The organism is Gluconobacter sp. P5H9_a (genome assembly GCF_018812085.1).
In the GTDB taxonomy this organism is placed as follows: domain Bacteria; phylum Pseudomonadota; class Alphaproteobacteria; order Acetobacterales; family Acetobacteraceae; genus Gluconobacter.
Genome location: NZ_JACRVW010000002.1, coordinates 195,124 through 217,286 on the forward strand (window position 1 = coordinate 195,124; position 22,163 = coordinate 217,286).

The following is a 22,163-nucleotide window of genomic DNA, read 5'->3' on the forward strand; positions in this document are numbered from 1 at the left end:
CAGGAAACGGGAATTTTCAGGTCTTGGGAGGGTCAACAGCGCCAGGCCGGATGGTCGGGAGCTGGATGTGCGGACATATTCTGCGGAAAAAGCCTTTCACGCAGGGTCTTGCCGTCCTTGGGCTTGATACGGCCACGACGCTTCAGTTCCGGCAAGACAAGGCGGATGAAGTCGTTATAGCTGTCCGGATTAACAAGCTGGATCAGATTGAGGCCATCGGTCTCGGATTCCTCGAGCCATTGCTCAATCTGATCCGCGACGGTTTCACCTGTACCGACGAAAGTTTTGGCACGGCCAAAGCCTTCTGCCGGGCTTGTGGCTTCTGCAATAGTCCATGAACGACCACTGATGGCAGGGTCAAACTGTTCAAGGACAGACTGGCTGGCTTCTGTCGGACGATAGGTCAGGACCTCGTCTGTCTGGTTCTTCGAGAAGTCCACACCCGTCATTGAGGAGTAATGAATGAGCGATCCGGTGGCATCGTAGAAGGCTTTGTATTCCGCAAATTTGCGAATAGCGTCTTCCTCAGTCTCCCCGACCACGACTGCAGCGGCGCAAATGAAGCGCAGGCTGCCTGGATCGCGACCTTCGCGAGCAGCGTCCTCACGAATACGCCGGACATTTTTGCGTGTCCCTTCTGCGCCGGCACCAACGACAAAAATAACCTCGGCATGTCGCGCCGCGAATGCGCCGCCCCGGGCTGAAGCGCCTGCCTGAAGCAGAACGGGAACCCGTTGCGCGCTGGGCTCGGCAGTATGGCCGTCCGGAACGCGGTAGTACTGGCCATCATGCCGTATAGGGTGAACTTTTGCCGGGTCGGTATAAATCCACTCACCCGAAGCCGTTTGGCCTCGGATGACAGCATCGTCTTCCCACGACTTCAGCCACAGCTTGTAGACGACGCTCATGAACTCGTCCGCCCGGTCGTAGCGTTCGTCATGGGGTATCTGATGGTCTAATCCAAGATTGCGAGCCGCACTTTCCTGCTGCGACGTCACAATGTTCCAGCCGAGACGGCCCTTGGTCAGATGATCGAGCGTCGTGAGCTTGCGGGCCAGCAGATAAGGGTGCTCATACGTCGTGGACAGCGTGATGCCAAAACCAAGCGTCGTCGTCGCGGCAGCCATGGCGGACACCAGCAGAAGCGGATCGATCAGCGGGGACTGGATACCGTGCTTCAGGGCAGCGTCTGGACTACCGCCGTAAACATCAATCTGGCCGAGGGCATCCGCGATAAACAGGGCATCGAACCCAGCGTCATCGAGTGTGCGTGCCAGCTCAGTCCAGTAGCCGATGTCCTTATAACGATGTGTCTGGTCAGCGGGATGGCGCCACAGGCCGTAATTCAGGTGCGAGACCGTGGCCATCGTAAAGCCGTTGAGGATGATGTGCTGTCCCATTACGCCACCCCCACGCGCCACTGAGCGGGGGGCAGGGTTCCATTGACGGCGTAGTCCCCAACGACGCGCGTGCGATAGACACGGGGGTTGTGATTACCCAGCGTGCGAACGTTGCGCCAATGTCGATCCAATCCGACGACGCGCAAGGTTGCACCACCGCTTAGCGCGTCGAACAAAGCCGTCGTGGCTTCCAGAACCAGCGGCAAAATCCGATCCTGTACCTGCCAGACTTCGAGTTCAGCACGCGCAACCGTAAGTTCGACTTCCGAAGCAGGACTATCTGCAACGGCCTGAATGGCGCGGGCAGCGCGTTCGACAGCTGCACCGGCGATATAAGCGCCACTGAAAACATGACCGACAACTTCGAGGATCTGTGGATCTTCCGCGGGGAGGTCTGCATTACCGTGGCTGAAGGTGCGTTTACGGCGCCGTACGGCATCCGCGACATCCGTTGCAGCGGAGCGCGCAATTCCGGCAACAGTCGCCAAATGATAGAGCTGGAAGAATGCTTGGGAATACGGGAAGGCCGTGTTGCCGTAACGCAGATCGGCGTCTTCGGTATGGACGTCACGAAAATGTGCCGTGCCGCTGGCGGTCAGGCGTTGCCCAACACCGTCCCAATCATCCACAATTTCCAGGCCGGGGTCATTGCGGGCGGCCAGTGTTTTGACGGTCTGGCCATCTTCCGTGGTGCCGGTAACAGTCAGCCAGTCGGCATAGAGAGAGCCGGTCGTGAAGAACTTGGAGCCGTTGATGACCCACTGACCATCTTTCTGGGACAGGGTCGTACTGAAAAGATCACGCTTGGACGTTGGGCCTTCTGCTGCTGCTGCGCCTGCGGTCTGTCCGGCTCCAAGGCGGTCGAGCCATTTTGTCCGGTAAGACCCGGCAGGTTCGAACAGGAGATGCTCAACAAAGCCAAAATGGGCCCGGAGCGCCTGTGCGACGTTTGAATCAGCTCTGGCCAATGCGGTGACAAGCGAGAACAGGTCTTCAAGGCTGGCACCAAGGCCACCATGCGCAACGGGAACGCGGAGGGCCGTGAAACCACTCTCTTTAAGAAGGCGGATCTGCTCGAAGGGTAGTTCGCGGTTCAGTTCCGCCCGAAGTGCCTTCGTGCGGATCTGCTCGAAAACAGGAGCAAAGCGGTCGTGAAGATGGCTGGCTTCACGAGCATCCTGGCCCCAGAGCAGGGAGAGATCAGGAAGCGGAGCGGAGATGAAGGTCATGATATCTGCCTGTGACGTGCGGTCCGAACAAGGGGAATGAGAGCTGGGAGGAACCCGGCATCATCGGAGGACAGGGACAGGGCAGCATTACAGACATAGAACTAGGTCATTTCGTGTTTATGTAAGACATTAGAATTAGTGTAGTGATTCTTTTGTTTCGTCAACATGATAGTTATTTATAAAATAAACTATATTATATAGTTATATATCCAAGGGTTGGTTTATGCTTGGAGCAAGATTTGCGGGTGTCTGGAGTTGGCCGTTTCAAGACGGGCGTAAGGGGCAGCATTTTCTAAGCGACTTAAGAAACCTTGTGATGGCCTGTCCGGTCCCAGTCAGATACGGAAATTTATTCCGGCGACTGAGAGCGGCCAACTAGTAGGAGTTACTCCCAGGAAGATGAAAAGCGATCGTGTCAAACGCTATCTAACCCTTAACGAGAGGCACAGGCGGATGTTGTCCTTAGGCGCCTCTGGCTGAAACCATTTTCTGTGAATTCCAGGGCATGGAAAAGTTCAGCAGGTCGTTGCCCCAATGGCCTTTCAAAAACAGAAGGAGCGCCTTCGTTCGAGCATTTGACGTTAACCGGGATCGTAGTCGTAGAATTTAACCGTTCTGGAATTCTTCGGTTGGGTTTTGTTGGCTCCAAAGTGAACAAACGTGGTCTTAGAGCAATTTTATAAGTAACTATAGCAAGCAAGCTCTAATAAAAGCACAGTATGAGGAACCGCCGCCATTTTGTGTGGCAATATTACTGCATTTCTCGTATGTGAGGCCACACTGTTACCATAATTACGATTGCAAACTGATTATCGCCATATTCAATTATGCAGAGGCCCTATGCCGCTTCCGATCCCAACAAACATGAAGCACTTAGCGGAACGTAATGGCGGGATAGATATCCTTCGCAGCCTTGCTGTTGTTCTGGTCGTCATCCATCATGTGGCGCTACGAATCCCTCTGACGCAAACCGGCCTTGCCACTATTTTCCCGTTATGGCTGCTCAACGCATTTAGTGGAAATGGTCGAAGCGCTGTAACCATCTTCTTCGTCATTTCCGGCTTTCTCATTACCTCTCATACCCTCAAGCAATGGGGTACTTTGAGCCAATTGGATTGGCAAAGTTTTTACCAGAGACGGGCGGCACGCATCTTACCCTGTCTGGTGACCCTCGTTGTGGTCCTTTCAGTGCTCGATCTTGCTCAGGTCCCGGACTACACGATTGAACATACCGATCAGTCTCTTCCCCGAGCAATCCTGGCTGCTTTTGGAATGCACATGAACTGGTACGAGGGCCAAACGGGCTATCTCCCTGGCGGATGGGATGTCCTCTGGTCCCTATCCATTGAAGAAGCCTTCTATATCGGCTTTCCTTTATTCTGCCTGATTACCGCTCATTTTAGCCGATTTCGGGCATTCATGTTTTTCTGTCTGGCGTTCTCGATGCCGCTCAGCTTGGCTGCACTAACACACGCCTCGCCAATCTGGCAGAGTAAGGCCTATCTACCGGGCATGTCGGCTATCGCGATGGGCGTCTGCAGTGCTTTGCTCGCTCATCGCGTATCGATAAAGCGGCGCACAGCATTGCGCTCATTGATCGGAGTAACAGGTGCCATTGTGCTCTCATCCTATCTGATCAATGCGCCCTTCTTCTGGAACATATTGGGCAGCATCGGGGCTCTCGCTCTGACTATCTCGACAGCATTTCTGCTCATTGCGTTTTCGTGGGGATGGATGGCTGATTATACAACGCGTGGCACCAAGTGGCTTCGATCCTTCGGGTTTATGAGCTACGAAATTTATCTGAGCCATATGTTCGTGGTTTTCCCACTCATAACCCTGTTCCGCATCAGCGGTGGAAATATGTACATAGGCTGGCTATGGTTTGTACCTGCGATCAGTCTTTCGTGGATACTGGGCTATGGCGTGGAGCATCTTTTATCCCGTCCTGCCGACCGCTGGTTGCGTGATCGTCCAAAACCGCAGGTTATTGATCCAGCTACAACCTGACAGGCTTGTTCATTGTAGATGGATGTCAGTCTCCTATATTCCGACCACACATGATATTTAAAGCGCTCAAAAAGCGAATACTCCAAGTGTCGCGAGTTAGGAACGATCCGATTTACACATGAAATGAAAATCGGATCAAATGCTTGTAGCTGCTCTACACTTACCAGCCCAGAGCTCCATCCTCATTGATGAATGCTCCTGTTGGCCCATCATCGCCCAGCAAAGCATACTGGATCGCGATCTTAGCAGCCTGATCAGGCTTCCGATCTCCATAATGGTTGGTAGCATCCGTCGCGGTTAGGCCGGGACAAATCGCATTCACCTTGATATTCCGGTCAGCGAGAAGTTTGGCGTAGCTGAGAGTCAAAGAGTTCAGAGCAGCCTTGGATGCCTGATAGGTCGGCATGGCCACGTCCTTGTAAATCCAGTCTGCTTCTCCCCGGCTCGAAAATGAGGCGAGAACGGACGACACATTAACAACCCGCCCATGCGCAGATTTTTCAAGCAACGGAATCATCGCGTCGGTGAGTGCCGCCGTACCAACAACGTTCGTTTCAAATGTTCTCGATAGTTTTTCCCGAACTGACAGATCTGGATAGAAATCTAGGCAGATGCCGGCATTGTTTACCAGAATGTCCAGCCGACCATACTTCTCACGGATTAGCGCTGCCAGACTGTCAATGGTGGCCTGATTGGTCGTGTCGAGCTCAACAGCTTCTGCCTGAGCATCTGGTGCGCTGATTTCTGTTGCGACTTCCTGACCTATCTGAAGGTTTCGGGCACCCAGCAAGACCTTGACGCCTTGATGGGCGAGCCCCTGTGCAATGGCGCGACCAATACCACGCGTTGCTCCACTGACGAGTGCAATTGGTTGACTTTGAGTCATGATAAACTTTCCAAAGATTTGAGAGAGGAGGAAAACTCGGTGTCGACTACGGCCCTGAACGCGTCATTTTTTTTGGAGATAAACAGACAATATCAGAAGGCTGAGAACGACGAGTGGGGCGATCGCGTGAGAATATTCGCCATGGAAAACCACCGTGGCGATCGCTGAAGCCATAATGCAACCGCCAAGAACGCTACCAACAATCCGGCTCGCCGATCGCGTCATCAAAAGGGCGGAGGTCAACTCAAGGCATCCGGTTACCAAATGGAACCAGTGCGGATAGCCCCATCGCGCGTACTCTTCTGCAATGGTCTTTGGCGCCATAATATTCCCGGCAGCTCCTATAAGAAAGAAGCCCACCAGGACATATGCTAGAACCTGTTTCGCTGTAATATTACGCATGATCTGTCTCCTGAGCTGCGGAAAGAAAAAGCGAGACGGCCAGAGAAACCTTGCTTCTGTCCTGCTCTTCGGTCGTGCAAGGGCCACCACTCAGCAACTGCAACTGGGCCTCCCCGGTGACCATATGGATGAAAGCGTAAGCCAGTCCTGACGCATCTAATGCAGGTCGAAGTTTGCCCTGCTCCTGCTGCCTCCGGATCCAGGCGGCAAGGACTGATTTTGCGTTATGATGACCGGCGGACCATATGGTCTGCGAAAGCTGGGGAAACCGCTTTCCTTCCGCGATCATTAGGCGGTGCAGTTCAAGTACGCGGGGCTGTTTGATGATATGCAGGATTTCTGCACCGAACTTTTCCAATGTCTGTCGGACGCAGCGATCTTCCAATATGAGGCTTTCAAGCGGCGCAGCCAGTTTCACGCACTCTTCCGCGATAACGGCTGAAAAAAGCCCTTCCTTGCCACCAAAGCGCTCATAGATATTGCGTCGCGATCCGCCGACCTTCTGGATGAGCATATCCATGGAGGTGGCTTCATAACCATGCTCAAGGAAAAGCTCGGTGGCAGAGTACGTAAGCCTTCTGAGGCGCTCGACACCCTTGGGGTGCAATCCCTTTTCGGACGCAGGAGAGAAGGGGAGATCACTAGCCACCATATTCAAACAAGCCCTTCATGCTTTTGAAAGGTATGGTAATATACCGTACCATAATTACAAGAGGCTAGTGCGTGAACGGTTTGCCATCACCATCCTGGTTATGAACCTGAGTTTTCCAGGTATCAGGGCTCACCCGTCAGGTTATGCCATAGGAGGAATGGACCCCTGAAGTTTTTTGGAGCGTGTTCAGCATCAACTCGACATCAAATATGAAATATACGGTATTAAAGATGCTTAACGAACACGTGCTGATCGGTTGTAAAATGTTTGGTTTTCCGCAGGGGCAGTCGTTTTACCCTTAACAGCATGGACAATTAAAGCATCCAAAACTCGACCGATTGGCATGGGTCATTGGACCGCATCATAGATGGCCGAAATACAGGTTTCTACCGCCTGTCCCCTTACGTAGGGGATGACGGTCTCCGTCCGCTTGGCAAGCCCCGTATCAACGAGACGTCCGATAAGGCCGGCCCTTCCGATAAGCGGTATACGCGTCACCATCGCAAAATCAGATTTGTAAGGACGTCCGTGAGCTTGCCAAATGGTGGCTGAAGCAGTGTTGCCGCATTGAAACGGCCCTGTCGGTACACACCACGGGCATGTGTGAGCGCGACGAAGCCTTCCTTTCCATGATATGCTCCGATGCCACTGTGTCCCACGCCGCCAAAGGGCAGATCGTCTTGCACATAATGCATCAATGTGCCGTTGATCGTCACGTTGCCTGAAATGGTGCGCTTCAGAAGCCTGTCGCGTTCAGCGCGGTTGTCGCCAAAATAATACAGGGCCAAAGGCCGGGGGCGTGCATTAATGAAGGCGATTGCTTCATCACGGGTCCTGTAGGTCAGCACAGGCAAGAGAGGTCCGAAAATTTCCTCCTGCATCACCGCCATGTCAGGTTGGGCATTTAGTATGAGAACGGGCGACAGAACATGACTGGCGGTTGAATCGCTACCCATCCTGATGACCTGTGCGCCATGCTCCTCAGCATCACGGATCAGACCGCTCAACCGCTCGTAGTGATGCGTGTTGAGAATAGCTGTATAATCGGCAGACCCCACATAACCGCCCGGATGCAGCTTCTTCACGGCGGCCTGATAGGCCGCAGCAAAAGCGTCCTTATCGCCTTCATGCACCAGCACGTAGTCCGGCGCGATACAGGTCTGTCCCGCATTGGTCAGCTTTCCGAACGCCACACGGCCTGCCACCCGTTGCATGGAAAAACCGGGCTCGATCACTACGGGAGATTTACCGCCCAGTTCGAGCGTGACGGGAGTCAGATTGCGCGCCGCAGCCTCAGCGACCTTCTTGCCGACGGCTGTACTGCCAGTAAACAGGATATGATCGAAGGGTAGAGCCGAAAACGCAGCCCCCACCTCGCCACCGCCAGTCACAACAGAAACTTGTTCGGGTGTAAAGACAGCCCGAACAATCTCTTCGATCAACGCGGATGTCGCGGGCGTGAACTCCGACGGTTTGAGTATGGCCCTATTGCCGGCGGCAATAGCCGTTGCCAATGGTACGAGAGCCAGAGAAACCGGATAATTCCACGGGGCGATAATTCCTACGACGCCCACCGGTTGCCGGGTTATCCAAGCGCTACCGCACTGGAAATAGGCCGATACATGGCGGCGTTCCGGCTTCATCCAATGCCCCAGATGCACGATCATGTAATTGATCGACCGCACTAGCGGGATCAGTTCTACAATGGCGCTTTCGCGTTCGGACCGCTGGCCGAAATCTGCTTTCAGGGCGCGCACGATGTCAGTCCGCCGCTTCAGGATCTCGGCTTTCAGACAACGCAGATGGGTCCGGCGCTGTTTCAGGTCAGGTGGTCCGGCATGCAGAAACGCAGCACGCTGGCGGTCGAGAATGCGGCGCAGCTCGGCGGGCGTAACATCGGACATTGCGTCCTCCATGTTTACAAGAGAAACTTATGCAGGCAAGATATTGAGCATGACGTTCCAGTGTCAATAAAAGTTTCTTCTGTAAACATGAGCCTCACGAATGAGTGAAACCAAAGACCAACCCTATCATCACGGTGATTTACGCCGCGCTCTGATCGACACGGCGTTAGCCATGCTAGCAGCAGATCAGAACTGGACCTTCACCTTGCGGGAGGTAGCTCGCCGCACGGGAGTCAGTCATGCAGCGCCTTACAAGCACTTCCGCGACAAGGAAGCGCTGCTTCGGGAACTAGCCCGAATTGGGTTCGTCAGGCTTGAAAAGACTATGACCGAGGCCATGCGCCCGGATCTTCCTTCCACACGCGCGCAATTCATGGCCGCAGCGCAGGCCTATATCGGGTTCGGCTGTCAAAACCCCGGACTTTATCGTCTGATGTTCAGTTCTGATGCGGATAAAACGATAGATCCGCAGTTGCATGACGCGGCCATGAGCACATTTGGAATTCTTCTAAGACTTTTGGAAAACGGACAGCGAGACGGGAGTTTTCGGACAGTCGCCATGAGTGCGCAGGCAGCAGCAAGCTGGGGGCAGGTGCATGGTCTCGCCATGTTGGCGATCAGTAACCAACTACTGGAAGAGAAGGTCGGGTCAGCGCCAGTCCCCGCTGCGCTGGATGTGCTGCTTGACGGCATATGCTGCAGCAATTGACTCAGCTATCGCACGATATCCGTAATCCTTAATGAGCGACACGGAGCATAAGAGTAACTATCGTCTTCGTTTCGTCTGGGAGATTGGATTTCTGTTGTGCCTACCCGAGCCGACATCGCGTTTAAAACGCCCACCAGCCGTTGGGACAATCAGTTCTTGAGCGTATTGACCGTTTTGCCGCTCGTGATCATCACATCAGAAAACGGCCTCTTGTACCGGCAACCCCTCGTCTAAGCCGGGCAAGGGCACGATCATGACTGTCTTTTCTCACTCCTTTAACATCGGCAGATCATAAGAAGTGTTCTCCTGTAATCTGCCGATCAATCCCATGAGGACATTCTGGTTCGTACGTCCAACCACGGCGTTTCTGTGATGCAGGCCCGAATGGAGAAATACGAGAATATCCTTCATGACATGACTTCTTTGGAAGGGCTTATTATGCGGAGAGGGCGGCCTGATAACGCCGTTCGACCATCTCCCAATCCACCAGGTCCGTAAGGAAAGCCTCCACGTATTTCGGGCGCATATTGCGATAATCGATGTAATAGGCATGTTCCCATACATCACATGTCAGCAGCGCTGTTTGCCCATGTACCAGTGGAGTATCGGCATTGGCGGTCTTTGTGATAGCCAGTTTTTCACCGTCGTGCACCAGCCAGCCCCAGCCGCTCCCGAACTGAGAGACGCAGGCATTTTTGAATTGGGCCGTGAATGCATCCAGAGAACCGAAATCTGCGATAAGCTGCTTCTCCAAGACGCCGGGGATAGATCCACCGCCCTTTGCTTTCATGCTTTGCCAGAAAAAGGAATGGTTCCAGTGCTGGCCGGCCTGATTGAACAACACTTTCTGGGCGGCATCCTGAGCTGATTTTCGGATCACCTGGTCCAGATCAAGTCCCTGATATGAGCCGCTGGCGGTCAGTTCGTTCAGCTTGTCGACGTAGGCCTTATGATGCTTGCCATGATGATACTCAAGCGTCTCGGCGGACATGTAAGGCGCCAGCGCGTCCAGAGCGTAAGGCAGCTCGGGAAGTTTGAACATTTTCTCTCCAATTCTGTTTGACTAGACCCTCGTCTATGAGGGGTCTCCTAGGGGTGGGACGTCTTCCAGTGAGGTTTGTGCTGCGTAGCCAGAAATCCGATAAACGGCGAGCGCCACAGTTCGGGCATTAAGCACCAGCATCTGGGTTTCCTGCTGCTCGGACAGCGCACCGCCCTCACACCCCATCAGTGCAACAACGGCGGGGCGCAGCTGCTCCACGCAGACCAATCGAGCCCGCATGGGCAGGCTAGGCAGTTCGGCTAGGCGAATTAGTTCTGTACAAGCGCGACGCAGAAAGAGAACTGCATGATCAGGCTTTTTCTCCACGACATACAGATCGGATAAATTATGGCAGGAAACGACAAAAATAGTGGGGGCCGAAAGAGGCAGTCCTGTTTCCTGAAAATGATCCAGAAGTTCGGAGGCTTTCGTCATGGCGTGCGCATAAAGAGTCCGTGCCTGTTCATGATCGTGAAGTAGGTAAGCCTGATTTGCCTGCTGGGTCAGCTCCTGCCAACTGATACTGGGTTCTGATAACTGATCGAACTGCGACATTTTTACGACACTTCGTTCCATGGAGCTCCACCACCTAACGCTAGGAAATAAGCAATCACTTCACTTTATGCAATATGCTATATTTATATGCGTATTGAAACCGCATTGGTAGGTCCAGTTGCCCACAGATTCATGAAGTTGCTACGCGGCAATTGGTTGATAGTTTTACGTTATAAAATTGTGGTTAATGTGTATCTGTTCGTACCAAGTGATAAATATTTAATAAATATATTAAACGTTAATAGAAATTTGTTCGATATATAAAATTAACCTTTATAAATAATTGTATTTTTATACCCAATATCATCTGTATACTATATCTTTCAGTAGAGCGTCAAATAACTTGATAATTTCATTTAATTACAAGACGTTATTATCCGGTTTGCGAATGGGCTGGGCGATATGCCTATCATATCTCGTTCGGAAACGGTCTTCCGTAATGGTAATCTGTTCCCATTCAATCTAACGCAGCAGTTCTGCCATGCCTTCAATACAGAAACCCGCCGCGTATAGCCTGCGGGTTTGAGGAGAACACTCATAAGAATGCTCCCGGCTAGGTTTGGTATAGAACCGTTTAGAGACGTCACGCGAATGCCAATATGATCAAATGTCAGGTCAGAAAAGTTCATTATTGGCCCTCGTTTCCAGGCCAACCACGGTTTTCTGGAATGGAACAAATCGCTCCAGACTTTCTACTTAAGGCAGCCAAACAGCAATCACGTTATATTCGGACAAATCGACATCGCCCGCCTCTTCCTCGAGGGGATCAACGTGAGCGTATAATGATCCAAAGCACAATGCCTTTCGCTCTACCCAAAACGCAGAGCGAAAGTCCATCACCCCGAACCGTTAATCAGCAGTTGCTCGGTTCCTTTAGGTGACCAAGTTTCTTTTTATCGGTATTTTTGCCACTGGCATGTCGCCCATTTCAATGTGCATTAGAACAATTCTCCAGAATGAGAATTTTCATGGGAACTGAACGGGGAACATTTTCGTATTATTGGCTAGGAAGGGAGGGGTATATAAAGTTTACTCCCATTCGATCCAAAGCGCTTTTCACAGTATTAGCCAACAAGGTACAGGTTGTAAGTGGTCCAACACCATCCGGAACTGCGGTAACCGTATGCGCGACACCTTTGACAGATTTGAGGTCGACATCTCCCACAACACGCCCCTCATCCGGGCAATAGCTGATCCCGATATCGACGAGGCAACTCCCTGGCTTGATCCAGTCCGCAGTGACCAATCTGGCTTTTCCTACCGCTGAAAAGAGGACATCTGCTTTCTTACAATGTGATGTGATGTCCTGTGTGTCGATGTGAACGACGGAAACCGTTGCACCACGATCCAAGAGCAGCATGGTAAGCGGGCGCCCAACAACGGGTGAACTACCAACGATGACACAGTCTTTTCCGCGTAAATCGCCGACGAGATGCTCTGCGGCCATCAAGGCACCTGTTGCCGTGCAGGGTTGAAAGCCTGGAGTTCCACTCACAATCCTTCCAAGATTGAGCGGATGCAGACAGTCGACATCTTTCTCTGCAGGAAGAGCCTCAATAACAGCTTGACGTGAGATTCCCTCCGGAAGTGGAAATAAGATCAGAATTCCGTCTATCTGCTTGTCGGCGCCGAGATCTCTGACCGTTTGGCAAAAATTTCTCTCATTTTGTCCCGCAACGTCAACAACTCGTAGGTTTGTTCCGGCTTGTTCCGCCAGTAAGCCAATGCGACGCAGATAGGCTGAGGGTCCTGCGTCAAAAGAACTGGTGACCACGGCGAGAGTGGGCGTATGGTCCAAATTTTTCTGTTGCGAAAAGATCTGTGCCTTGAGGCTGGCCAAATAGTTTTGGGCGAGTTCAGAGGTATGTAGGATGGCTGTCATTTGTAGGCCTCACAGGGCGCTGACGAGATATGTCGCGCATCTTTGAAGGTGGGGAAAAAGATCTTTCTGGATTTGCGTCAGGGAGTAACGGCTGGCGGGAAAGACGATGCTGAGCGCACCAGCAATCTGTCCATCCATATTGAAAGCAGGCACTCCAAGGGCCTGTAGATCGCTGTCTGGGGTCACGTCTTTCAACGCGAAGCCCTGAGATTGAATTTCTGTCAGTCCGTGAGCCACACTGTGCGCCTCCGCGTCAGAAAGGCCAGACGTGCTTAAGATGTTCTGTTGTCGATCCTGGGGCAGAAACGCGCAGATGGCCTGACCAGTCGCGGTTCTGGCAAGAGACATGCTGCTCCCAATGGTATGCCCAGACATTTCAGCAGACTTGTCGGCAGGATTATGAAAAACATAGATCGCCTCGTCTGCGTCCAGCAGGGCAAGAGAAATGGACTCCCCAATAACAATGGATTCCGCTCGGAGAACTGGGCCAACAAGATGACCGATAGAGCGGCTCTGCAGAAAGCCAAGACCTAGCTTCAAGGCGCGTGCTGTGAGTCTGTATCGCTGATCAATGCTCCGGACATATCCCAGGGATTCCAACGTTCTGACAAGTCGCCGCGTGGCAGCCCGTGTATGACCGACCAACCGAGCAATGTCGGCAACAGTCATGTCTGTGTGACCATTTTCAAATGCTCGCAGAACTTCAAGACCCTTAACAAATGTCAGGGAAATCTCGGTATCGGACACAGGCGAGGGTTGATCCATGGACAAATCCGTTCTTGGACAAAAAACTATGCGTAGACGTTACGAATATCATTGCAGGCTGAAAATGATTATGCCTAAAATAATTATAACGAACAAGAGTTCGAATACCGAACAATCTCTTCTCATAGAGTTTGAAAAACAGGAATCACCGTGTGAAAGTCCACGTCATTTTTGCCCATCCTCTGGAAGATAGCTTCAATGCTGCGCTGTTCAGGCTTGTTAAGCAGACGCTGGAAGCTGAAGGACATGAAGTCGACGCTTTGGACCTGTATCGGGAAAATTTCGATCCTGTACTCAGTCCACAAGATCGTATTGAATACCATGATGTTACCATCAATCAGCATCGCGTGGCAGATTACGTGAAGCGCCTTCAAAGTACGGATGTGCTGATTCTCTGTCATCCCGTATGGAATTTTGGCTGGCCCGCCATTCTCAAGGGATATTTTGATCGGGTTTTCCTGCCGGACGTCTCTTTTAAGCTGATAGACGGAAAACTTTCTCCCGGTTTTACAAACATCAAGAAGGTCATGACTGTCACCACTTATGGTTGCCCAAGGCACCGTGCTTTCGTTCTTGGTGATCCGCCAAGGAAGAACGGGACACGCTTTCTGCGGGCTGTCATGAACCGCCGCGTCAGTGTCGATTACCTGGGGCTTTACAACATGAACAACACCACGTTGAAGGCCCGTCGGACGTTTATGAAAAAAATCGTTCGTCGTCTGAAAGCCATCTGAGACCTTTGCCAACCGGGGAGTAAATGCGGTGACTGCTCGTTTCTTTGACTTGGACGCCCTGGGTCTCACGCTTCTAGAAGAAAGCAAGGGCAGGGCCGCAGCGTTGACGCAAAAAGGGATTATTCCCTGTCTGGCACTGGTGGAGGTCGGCGATGACCCACAAAGTGCTACATACGTCAGTCGCAAAATCGAGGACTGCAAAAAGGTTGGGATTGCAGTCCAGAAGATTGTTCTGCCCGAAACGATTACGCAGGCTGACCTTTTGGACCAGATCCTGCGGCTTGATAGAGACACATCCATTACCGGAATTCTGGTTCAACTTCCTTTGCCCGCACATTTGAATGAGGGACAGGTTCTTCAGACGATCAGTGCCGAGAAAGATGTTGATGGTCTTCACCCTGTGAATTTGATGTCTCTGACGACATCAGATCCGTCTGTTATTCCCTGCTCTGTGAGGGGAATTGATGCAGTGTTGCAGCAGACAGGGCTTGTTCTGGAAGGGGCAAATGTTGCTGTTTTAGGGCGAGGGCGCCTTGTCGGAGGTCCGGCAACACTCTTGCTTTCTGGAAAGAGCAGGAATGCAACCGTTACGTCGTTGCACCGTAAGAGCAGAAATTTTAAGGATGTACTTAGGAATTCCGATGTCATTATAGCAGCAGCGGGTTCAGCGCATCTTGTGACACCTGATATGGTTCGCACCGGAGCCGTAGTTATTGATGTTGGCATGAGCTGGCCCGAAGGCTCTTTGCAAGGCGATGTTCACCCTGCGGTTGCTGAGATTGCGAGCTGGATGACCCCGCCTGATCGAAGTTTTGGCGTAATGACACGCATGATGCTTCTCAAGACCGTTCTGGACCTCGCGGAAAAAAGGATTGCTGCATGACTGTATCGGTCGGCCGAGTGCGTGCGGAGCTCATGAAGGAAAGCTCCATTGAGCTTCTGCCGTCCCGTATTCTGGAGCTTTCGGGTGTTCTGCCCGATCTCGCCTGTGGGTCGAGGGTTTTCGTCACCTGGCTTCCAGGTGTTCCATTTGCAGACGTCTTGGCTGCCTGTGACCTGCTAAAGCTATGTGGCTATCTACCTGTTCCTCATGTAGCGGTCCGCTCTATCCGCAATAAAGACCATTTGCAGGAAATCTGCACTGCGTTGAGTGAGCGGGATATTCCGCGGATGCTCCTGATCGCAGGGGGAGCAGAGAAACCTGCTGGCATCTTCGCGGATACAGTACAGGTTTTGGAAACAGAGATCCCTGTTCGCACGGGCATTCGCACTGTCTACGTTGCGGGGCATCCTGAAGGGCACCCGCAAGCCTCCGAGGCAACATTGCTGGAGTATATGCGCCGCAAACAGGATCTTGCACGGACGCAGGGTTTGAATATGCAGATCGTAACGCAGTTCTGCTTTGATGCTGCTCCAGTCCTTGCTTGGGAGAAACGGCTAAGGGAAGAGGGCATTACACTGCCAATCAACCTGGGAGTTTACGGGCTGACAACGCCAAAAACGTTGGTGCGGTATGGTCTGGCCTGTGGTGTTGGGCAGTCTTTGCGTTTCATGCAGCGTCAACGCTGGAAACTTCATCGCTGGTTTATGCCGTGTAATCCGCTGCCTCTTGTGGATGCCGTTGCCCGAGAAGTTGCCGAAACACCTAACACCAATTTCCGCGGACTACACTTTTACCCGTTTGGAGCGATTGCTCGCACGCTGGAGTGGCGTCGTACACTTTCTCTCAGCACTGGAGACCATTCATGACAAAAAAACTGTCGGGCCTGACATGTGCGGGTGGTGCGCTTCTATTGGCGCTTGGAGGGTGTTCAACATCACCGCACGCGTCCTCTTCAAGTCTCCCGGTTGATGACCGATACGGTGACGGGGGCGTGAGTGCCTTTTACAGGGCCACTTCAGCTATTCCGCCAATACCGGGACAGCTGATACAGCATGAAGAAATGGATCCGACCAAACTCCCTCAAGGAGCCAGTCACGGGGTCAGGATCCTGTACTCTGCCAATAATGGGATGAAAAAAGGCAATCTCGTAACGGTTTCAGGACAGGTCCTTTTTCCAAAAGGCAAGCCACCAGCGGGAGGATGGCCTGTTGTCGCCTGGGAGCATGGAACAACGGGAATTGCGGATGTCTGCGCCCCATCATGGCGCGGCTATTCGAGCCGGGATAAGGCTTACCTCTCACGTTGGCTGTCTGAGGGGTTTGTTGTTGTCGCGACCGATTATCAAGGTTTAGGGACACCGGGACCGCATCCATATCTGTTTTATCGCCCCGAAGGGTACAGTGTTCTGGACGGGCTACGAGCTTCCCTCAAAGGTTTTCCCGACGAGATCCGGAACTGGATTGTGCTCGTTGGGCAGTCTCAAGGCTCTGGCGCAGCGCTTGGAGCAGCGTGGCTGGCCCCCTCATATGCTGCTGAGTTGAATATTCATGGTGTGGTTGCAACGGGTCTTGTGACGGGCTTTGCTGTGCCGCCCGGAGCCAGACATGCTCCCATCCCCGAAGTCTATACAGATGCTAGCAAAATGGATTCCGCATTTGCCATGCTGCGGGTCGAAGGGTCTGATCAATCTTTACAGCTCGAAACAGACAGCCATACGGTCATGACAAGCGCGGGGCACCACATGTCCCAGATTGCCCGACATGCGTGCCTTCATGATCTTTTCGAGAAGGCGGATCAGTTAAAAGTGCAGAGTAGTGCACTGTTCAACGAGAAGCTTTCTGCTTTTGAAGCAGGCCATGATGCAGCATTCACGATACCGAACGCGAAGATCAGCTTTCCCGTTTTTGCCGGGACAGGTCTGGCCGATGGTGAGGCCGGGGTGATCGGGCAGTATAACGCTGTGGCAGCCATGTGCGATGCAGGAACGCATGTCTTGTGGAAGCGCTATCCGGGCATGACCCATAATGGTGCAGTCAATGTGTCTCTCAAGGACTCCATTCCCTTTGTGAAGAGACTTCTGGCTGGCCAAAAGCCTCAGCAGAACTGCGCTTCAATCAAGCCTCCCGGACCTGTAGAGGCAGCCCTTCCGAATGTTCCATGGAATAACTGAATCGACTGAATAGCCCTTAGCCGGACCCGTGGCCGGCCTTTTCAAGGATACAAGACCATGCAGACCACGAGCGACAGATCAGGCTATCATCTCTTTCTTGTTCTGGTGATTTACGTTTATTCGGCAGTATCCATGGCCGTTGTCGGACTGGTGGTTCCGTTTATCAGTGCGATCGCGGAAGCCCGACATGTTTCTTCAGGACCTGTGGGCACCAGTTTGTCCTTCTTTTCGGTTCCAGCCGCCTTTACATCCTTCCTGTTCGGCATGGTGGTTGACCGTATTGGCGTAAAGCGCGCTTTTCCAATTTCCGTTGCCCTTACGTTAATTGGTGACAGTCTTCTCTTGTCAACATCCACGTTATGGAGCCTGCGGATCGGCCTTATGTTGTGTGGATGTGGGTTCGCGTTCGCAACGGCAGGTTCCCCCGTATTGTTCATGCGCTATCTGCCGGAAAAAAGTCGTTCCAAAGCTTTGGCATTCTGGTCCACTTTTGCTCCGGCTGGTTATTCAGCCGGTCTTCTTCTCGCCATTCCTTTTTTAAATGGTGGGCGCTGGCAGGCAGCCTGCACAGCTCATATGGCGCTAATGGTAGTTATTCTTGCTGTTGGAGTTCTGACACTCGCCGGCTTGAAAGAGCCGCCGGTTGTCTTGACTGAAAGCGGTCCGGCCAAGCGACTGTCACCTTGGCTGGTCACGGCTCTCGGGCTGTCAGTAACGCTCCCGAACGGGATTGCTTATGGAACCAGTTTGATTGCGCCCTCTTACCTTGCGCGCGTTCACCACGTGAGTTTGGCTGCGTCTGCCGCAGAAGTTGCAATCATCAAGATTGTGGTAATGCTGGCAGGTGGGCTGATTGTCAGTCTGTGTGTCGGAACGGAGCGTCGTTCCCGGGTGATGTTCTGCATCATGGCGGCTATTGGAATGCTCGCTCAATGGCTGCTGCTTTTCCCGGGAAGCACGATGCTTGTCGCGTCTGCCGGGCTATTTCTTTGGACATTCGCCTATAGCGGCCTGAGTGGTGCAGGGATGTCTTTGCTGCCGGTGGTTGCGACGGACAGGAAGACCCGTGGCGTTGTCGCAGGCACGGTCGGTCAATTTATTTCCGTCTCGGCAGTTCTGATGCCTTATCTCTACTTCTCGACAACACTCTGGACCAGTTATGCCCTGTTTGCGTTCTGCGCCCTGGGGATGGGTTGCCTGACAATTTTCCAGGTCAGGCAACGTAAGGCGCTGGCTTGATCTTTAAAGGGCAGCAGCAGTTTCTGGGGTGCTGCCTTTCGATTCAGTCGCCGCAAAATTAGCCTTCAGGCGCTCCAGAAGGTAGTTCTGCGCAGATATCGGAGCATATTTCTTCTCTGGCCCCTGAATGATTGCATCCCGATTGGCTTGGCAGAAAAAGGGAATGGAGAGGCGCTCACCAAGATATTCGCCCGGTTGTGGCATGCGAACACGATGAAGCGTAGACAGCAGCTTGTCGTCGCTCCACCGCATCAGCATGTCGCCAATATTGCAGGTCACATATCCTGAGACGGGCTCTACGTCGGTCCATGCCCCGCTCTTTGCATCCTTCCCAGGGCAAACCTGAAGACCGCCTTCTCCTGTTCGCTGATGAAGAAGTGTCAGGCAATCAAAATCCGAATGGGCGCCTGCACGCCAGCGTTTGAAGTCCTCAGGCAGAGCATTCTCCATGCTCATATAATGAATGAGACGCAGGGTGCACTGGTAGTCAGGAGAGGACGGGTCGTGCAGTTCGGTAAAGAAGTTTTCGTCAAATCCGAGTTTGATGGCAAAGCAGGACAGTATCTTCATACCCAGAAGCCAGTTCTGGTGCTCGAAGTGGGTCAGGAATTCCTTGAAGTCTGGCGCGTCATGCTCTGTTGGCCATAGAGCCGCCATTCTGGGAAGTGTGATCTGAAATGATTCTTTATGGTCAGGTGTACCTGTTGAAGGCCGCACCTGTTCCTGAAATTCCCATCCGGCGTTCGTACCAGGTTTTAGGGGGAGGCGGGCTTTTGCCTCTTTAGGTAGGGCAAAGAAGGCTGTTGCCAGTGAAAACGCTCGATCTATGTCGTTCTGCGGAATGCCGTGATTATAAACCTGAAAAAAACCGATTTCCGTGGCTGCAGACCAAAGTTCGTCGGCAATCTGGTATTTCCGCTCTTCAAAAGAGGAGAGATCGATCCTGGGAATTTGACGGGCGATATTCGTCCCCATTCCGCCAATATGACGTTCGGTTTCAAGTTCGCTCAGACCTCTGGGGGCCATACTCGTTTTCTCCATAAACGTATTGAAGACAACAGATCCGGACTACGGCATGGGGGAGGAGCTGTAGCGATCAATCATGGCAAATGCCCCCAACCAGAGCCGTGGTCCGGATCTGTTGGAGCAATGCCCAAAGCCTGCAACAGGACTTCGACCGCTTCTACTCGTTTCCAACACAAAACATGGTGGGCATTTGCCTGTCAATTACAAAAGCCGTTCTCATAAAAGCATTCCGATATTCTCAAATAGGCACTTTCATGAAAACCGTTTCGATTCATAAACTGTGACTGAATGAAGAATGGAGAACGCTCCGTATGTCCAGGATGTCTCTCAGTCGCAGGCAAACCCTTTTGGGGTTGGCTGGAAGTCTCGGCGGATTATCTATGCCGCTCATCAGTAGGGCGCAAAATGCGGGGACGCCCGTCAAGCTTATAACATCCTGGTATGCACAAGCTGAGTTTGGCGGGTTTTATCAAGCTCTGGCCAAGGGATATTACGCACAGGAAGGACTGGACGTCACGATAGAGGCTGCCAGCCCGCAAATGAATGTTCCTCAGCTTCTGGCTGCCGGCCGTGCAGATTTCATTACTGGCTACGACTTCCAGCTTCTTTCCGCCGTTGCCTCTGGAATTCCTCTTGTTGCTGTGGCCAGTACATTTCAGCACGATCAGCAGGGCCTGATGACGCATGCTGGTGTCACGGATCTCGCCCAGCTCCGTGAGCACCCAATTCTGATAGCAGCATCTTCCCATGCGACGTTCTGGCCATGGCTCAAAAATCGCTTTGGTTACAGGGAAGAGCAGGCGAGGCCTTATTCGTTCAATCTCCAGCCGTTTTTTCTGGATCCGGAAATGGCCGTTCAGGCTTATGCATCCTCCGAACTGTGGGATGCCCGGCAGAAAGGAATGCCGGTCGAGTTTTTCCTGTTCAAGGATCTGGGTTATCCGCCCTATGGTGCTCCTATGGCCACGACTCAGCATATGGTTGCGACCGATAAGAAAAAGGTAAGCGGTTTTGTGAAAGCGTCTTTGATGGGATGGCGTGATTATTTTCAAAACCCCGATCCGGGGAATGCTCTCATTCTCAAAGCTAACCCTAACATGACACTGGAGCACTTGGCTTTCGGCTATGCTGGGCTGAAAAAAGCAGATGCTCTGTCATCCCCAGATGTCAAAGAGCGAGGTCTTGGAGCGATGACGCTTGCCCGGTGGCAGGCCACACGGGACTTTATGGTCAGCCAGAACCTCTTGCCAGCCGATGCTGACTGGACAAGTGCCTTCACCACAGAATTTGTGGATACTCTCCGGGTGATGCCAGCATGAGCTTACTGATACAGAATATCGGTGGAATTCTGACTGGGCTACGCGGCGAAGCTGCCAGACGTGCCGGTGACATTCGCATTCGCGACGGCAAGATCACGGAAATCGGTCATTTGGTACCTGACTCTGGGGAAAAGGTTCTGAATGCCAAGGGAGGAATTGCAACTCCCGGGCTTATCAGCACGCATCATCACCTTTTTCAGAGTGTGCTCAAAGCAGTTCCCGCGGCCATCAATAAGCCATTGGAGCCATGGCTTCGCCTTGTGCCCAACACCTACTGGAACCGCATAGATGAGCGGGCGCTGAATGTGGCGGCCCGGGTTGGAATGGTGGAACTGCTCTTGTCGGGCTGCACGACGGTCGCTGATCATCATTACCTGTTTGCAGATATGTATGCATACGATCCGGCTGCCGTACTGTTTGAAGCCGCTGAAGATCTTGGTCTGCGCTATGTTCTGGCACGTGGAGGCACCACGCGCGCCAGAAAATTCGATACGGACGATATTATTCCAGCGCCGACGGAGACGCTGGATGTGATGATGAAACGTGTCGAAGGGCTTGTCGGCCGGTATCATCAATCTGGCCCGAATGCGAAACGCCGAATTGCTCTGGCCCCTAATACGCCAACCTGGGGCGTCACGCCGGATGAGCTTCGGGAAATGGCTATTGCCGCCCGAAGCATGGGTATTTCGCTACACTCGCATCTGTCTGAAACGGAGAACTATGTTCGGTTCTGTCTGGAAACTTACGGAATGAGGCCCCTTCAGTTTGTTGCCGAGCATGGCTGGGTTGGAGAAGACGTCTGGTTTGCGCATCTGGTTCATCTTGATGAGAGCGAACTGGCGCTTATGGCCCAAACCGGGACCGGTATGGCGCATTGTCCTCAGAGTAACTGCCGCCTTGGTTCAGGTATCGCGCCTGCACCGGCCTTGGACGCTCTGGGCGGGCGCGTATCGCTGGCAGTTGATGGGGCAGCATCCAATGAAGCCTGTGACATGGGGGCAGAGATGCATTGTGCGTGGATGATTCATCGCGCAGTTCACGGCGCTGATGCTGTTACGGCTGAGGATGTTATGCGCTGGTCAACATCCGCGGGAGCGCAAATCCTGGGGCTTACCGATGTCGGCCGGGTTGAAGTGGGCGCAGCGGCGGATCTGGTTATTCATGGCCTGGACGCACCCAGATGTGCTGGATTGCATGATCCACTGATTGCTCCGGTCGTGTCAGGCGCGACAACTGTACGTCATGTCCTTATGGACGGTGTGCCTGTGGTAGTGGATGGCGCTATTCCGGGACTGGATCTTGAGGCGTTACTGGCAGAGGCTCGTGACGTTGTGGGTTGTCTTACGTGTGCCTGAA

General features: G+C 52.8%; 20 protein-coding genes. 9 read left to right on the forward strand and 11 right to left on the reverse strand.

Annotated elements, in window-relative coordinates; all coding sequences use genetic code 11:
• Positions 1–32: 32 nt before the first annotated feature.
• Both KP708_RS02850 and KP708_RS02855 read right to left on the reverse strand, forming a co-directional pair.
• A complete protein-coding gene (locus KP708_RS02850; RefSeq protein WP_215750306.1) occupies positions 33–1,400 on the reverse strand; it encodes an LLM class flavin-dependent oxidoreductase in 1,368 nt (455 codons plus the stop codon).
• Entirely contained in the window at positions 1,400–2,629 is a 1,230-nt protein-coding gene (locus tag KP708_RS02855; protein ID WP_215750307.1) for an acyl-CoA dehydrogenase family protein, read from the reverse strand. The genes KP708_RS02850 and KP708_RS02855 overlap by 1 nt, the downstream gene beginning before the upstream one ends.
• An 840-nt stretch (positions 2,630–3,469) precedes the next feature.
• On the opposite strand from KP708_RS02855, the gene KP708_RS02860 reads away from it, so the two are divergent.
• Positions 3,470–4,639, forward strand: a complete 1,170-nt coding sequence (locus tag KP708_RS02860; RefSeq protein ID WP_215750308.1) for an acyltransferase — start codon at positions 3,470–3,472, stop codon at positions 4,637–4,639.
• A gap of 160 nt (positions 4,640–4,799) precedes the next feature.
• Here the strand turns inward: KP708_RS02860 and KP708_RS02865 are convergent, their stop codons facing one another.
• The 4 genes from KP708_RS02865 to KP708_RS02880 all read right to left on the reverse strand — a co-directional run bounded on the left by KP708_RS02865 (position 4,800) and on the right by KP708_RS02880 (position 8,483).
• Positions 4,800–5,525, reverse strand: a complete 726-nt coding sequence (locus tag KP708_RS02865; protein ID WP_215750309.1) for an SDR family oxidoreductase — start codon at positions 5,523–5,525, stop codon at positions 4,800–4,802.
• A 63-nt stretch (positions 5,526–5,588) separates the two neighbouring features.
• A complete protein-coding gene (locus tag KP708_RS02870) occupies positions 5,589–5,927 on the reverse strand; it encodes a DoxX family protein (protein WP_215750310.1) in 339 nt (112 codons plus the stop codon).
• Complete coding sequence (locus tag KP708_RS02875; protein ID WP_215750311.1) at positions 5,920–6,579, reverse strand: TetR/AcrR family transcriptional regulator; 660 nt, start codon at positions 6,577–6,579, stop codon at positions 5,920–5,922. Before KP708_RS02875 ends, KP708_RS02870 begins: the two co-directional genes overlap by 8 nt.
• A 494-nt stretch (positions 6,580–7,073) precedes the next feature.
• Positions 7,074–8,483, reverse strand: coding sequence for a coniferyl aldehyde dehydrogenase (locus KP708_RS02880; RefSeq protein ID WP_252347390.1), 1,410 nt, complete (start codon positions 8,481–8,483; stop codon positions 7,074–7,076).
• Between the two features lie 100 nt (positions 8,484–8,583).
• On the opposite strand from KP708_RS02880, the gene KP708_RS02885 reads away from it, so the two are divergent.
• Positions 8,584–9,192, forward strand: a complete 609-nt coding sequence (locus tag KP708_RS02885) for a TetR/AcrR family transcriptional regulator (protein ID WP_215750313.1) — start codon at positions 8,584–8,586, stop codon at positions 9,190–9,192.
• A gap of 436 nt (positions 9,193–9,628) precedes the next feature.
• Here the strand turns inward: KP708_RS02885 and KP708_RS02890 are convergent, their stop codons facing one another.
• The 4 genes from KP708_RS02890 to KP708_RS02905 all read right to left on the reverse strand — a co-directional run bounded on the left by KP708_RS02890 (position 9,629) and on the right by KP708_RS02905 (position 13,436).
• Complete coding sequence (locus tag KP708_RS02890; RefSeq protein ID WP_215750314.1) at positions 9,629–10,234, reverse strand: superoxide dismutase; 606 nt, start codon at positions 10,232–10,234, stop codon at positions 9,629–9,631.
• 33 nt (positions 10,235–10,267) lie between these two features.
• A complete protein-coding gene (locus KP708_RS02895; protein ID WP_215750315.1) occupies positions 10,268–10,810 on the reverse strand; it encodes a DUF2753 domain-containing protein in 543 nt (180 codons plus the stop codon).
• 976 nt (positions 10,811–11,786) lie between these two features.
• Positions 11,787–12,671: a bifunctional 5,10-methylenetetrahydrofolate dehydrogenase/5,10-methenyltetrahydrofolate cyclohydrolase gene (locus KP708_RS02900; protein WP_215750316.1), complete on the reverse strand. Its 885-nt coding sequence runs from the start codon at positions 12,669–12,671 to the stop codon at positions 11,787–11,789.
• A 9-nt stretch (positions 12,672–12,680) separates the two neighbouring features.
• The gene (locus KP708_RS02905; RefSeq protein ID WP_215750317.1) at positions 12,681–13,436 is read right to left on the reverse strand and encodes an IclR family transcriptional regulator; all 756 of its coding nucleotides are present in this window, start codon (positions 13,434–13,436) and stop codon (positions 12,681–12,683) included.
• 152 nt (positions 13,437–13,588) lie between these two features.
• Between KP708_RS02905 and KP708_RS02910 the strand changes: the two genes are divergently transcribed.
• Genes KP708_RS02910 through KP708_RS02930 form a run of 5 tightly spaced genes read left to right on the forward strand, consistent with a single transcriptional unit; the run spans position 13,589 to position 18,462 of the window.
• Positions 13,589–14,170, forward strand: a complete 582-nt coding sequence (locus tag KP708_RS02910; protein WP_215750318.1) for an NAD(P)H-dependent oxidoreductase — start codon at positions 13,589–13,591, stop codon at positions 14,168–14,170.
• Between the two features lie 28 nt (positions 14,171–14,198).
• Positions 14,199–15,053, forward strand: a complete 855-nt coding sequence (locus KP708_RS02915) for a tetrahydrofolate dehydrogenase/cyclohydrolase catalytic domain-containing protein (protein WP_215750319.1) — start codon at positions 14,199–14,201, stop codon at positions 15,051–15,053.
• Positions 15,050–15,919, forward strand: a complete 870-nt coding sequence (locus KP708_RS02920; protein WP_215750320.1) for a methylenetetrahydrofolate reductase — start codon at positions 15,050–15,052, stop codon at positions 15,917–15,919. The genes KP708_RS02915 and KP708_RS02920 overlap by 4 nt, the downstream gene beginning before the upstream one ends.
• Entirely contained in the window at positions 15,916–17,223 is a 1,308-nt protein-coding gene (locus KP708_RS02925; protein ID WP_215750321.1) for a lipase family protein, read from the forward strand. The genes KP708_RS02920 and KP708_RS02925 overlap by 4 nt, the downstream gene beginning before the upstream one ends.
• 57 nt (positions 17,224–17,280) lie before the next feature.
• On the forward strand, positions 17,281–18,462 hold the full coding sequence (locus KP708_RS02930) for an MFS transporter (protein ID WP_215750322.1): 1,182 nt from the start codon (positions 17,281–17,283) through the stop codon (positions 18,460–18,462).
• Positions 18,463–18,465: 3 nt separating this feature from the next.
• Here the strand turns inward: KP708_RS02930 and KP708_RS02935 are convergent, their stop codons facing one another.
• Entirely contained in the window at positions 18,466–19,488 is a 1,023-nt protein-coding gene (locus tag KP708_RS02935; RefSeq protein WP_371822726.1) for an isopenicillin N synthase family dioxygenase, read from the reverse strand.
• Positions 19,489–19,799: 311 nt separating this feature from the next.
• Between KP708_RS02935 and KP708_RS02940 the strand changes: the two genes are divergently transcribed.
• Positions 19,800–20,807 carry an ABC transporter substrate-binding protein gene (locus KP708_RS02940; protein ID WP_215750324.1) on the forward strand — a complete coding sequence of 336 codons (1,008 nt, stop codon included), beginning with the start codon at positions 19,800–19,802 and terminating at the stop codon, positions 20,805–20,807.
• A complete protein-coding gene (locus KP708_RS02945) occupies positions 20,804–22,162 on the forward strand; it encodes an amidohydrolase family protein (RefSeq protein ID WP_215750325.1) in 1,359 nt (452 codons plus the stop codon). Before KP708_RS02940 ends, KP708_RS02945 begins: the two co-directional genes overlap by 4 nt.
• Position 22,163 lies beyond the last annotated feature (1 nt).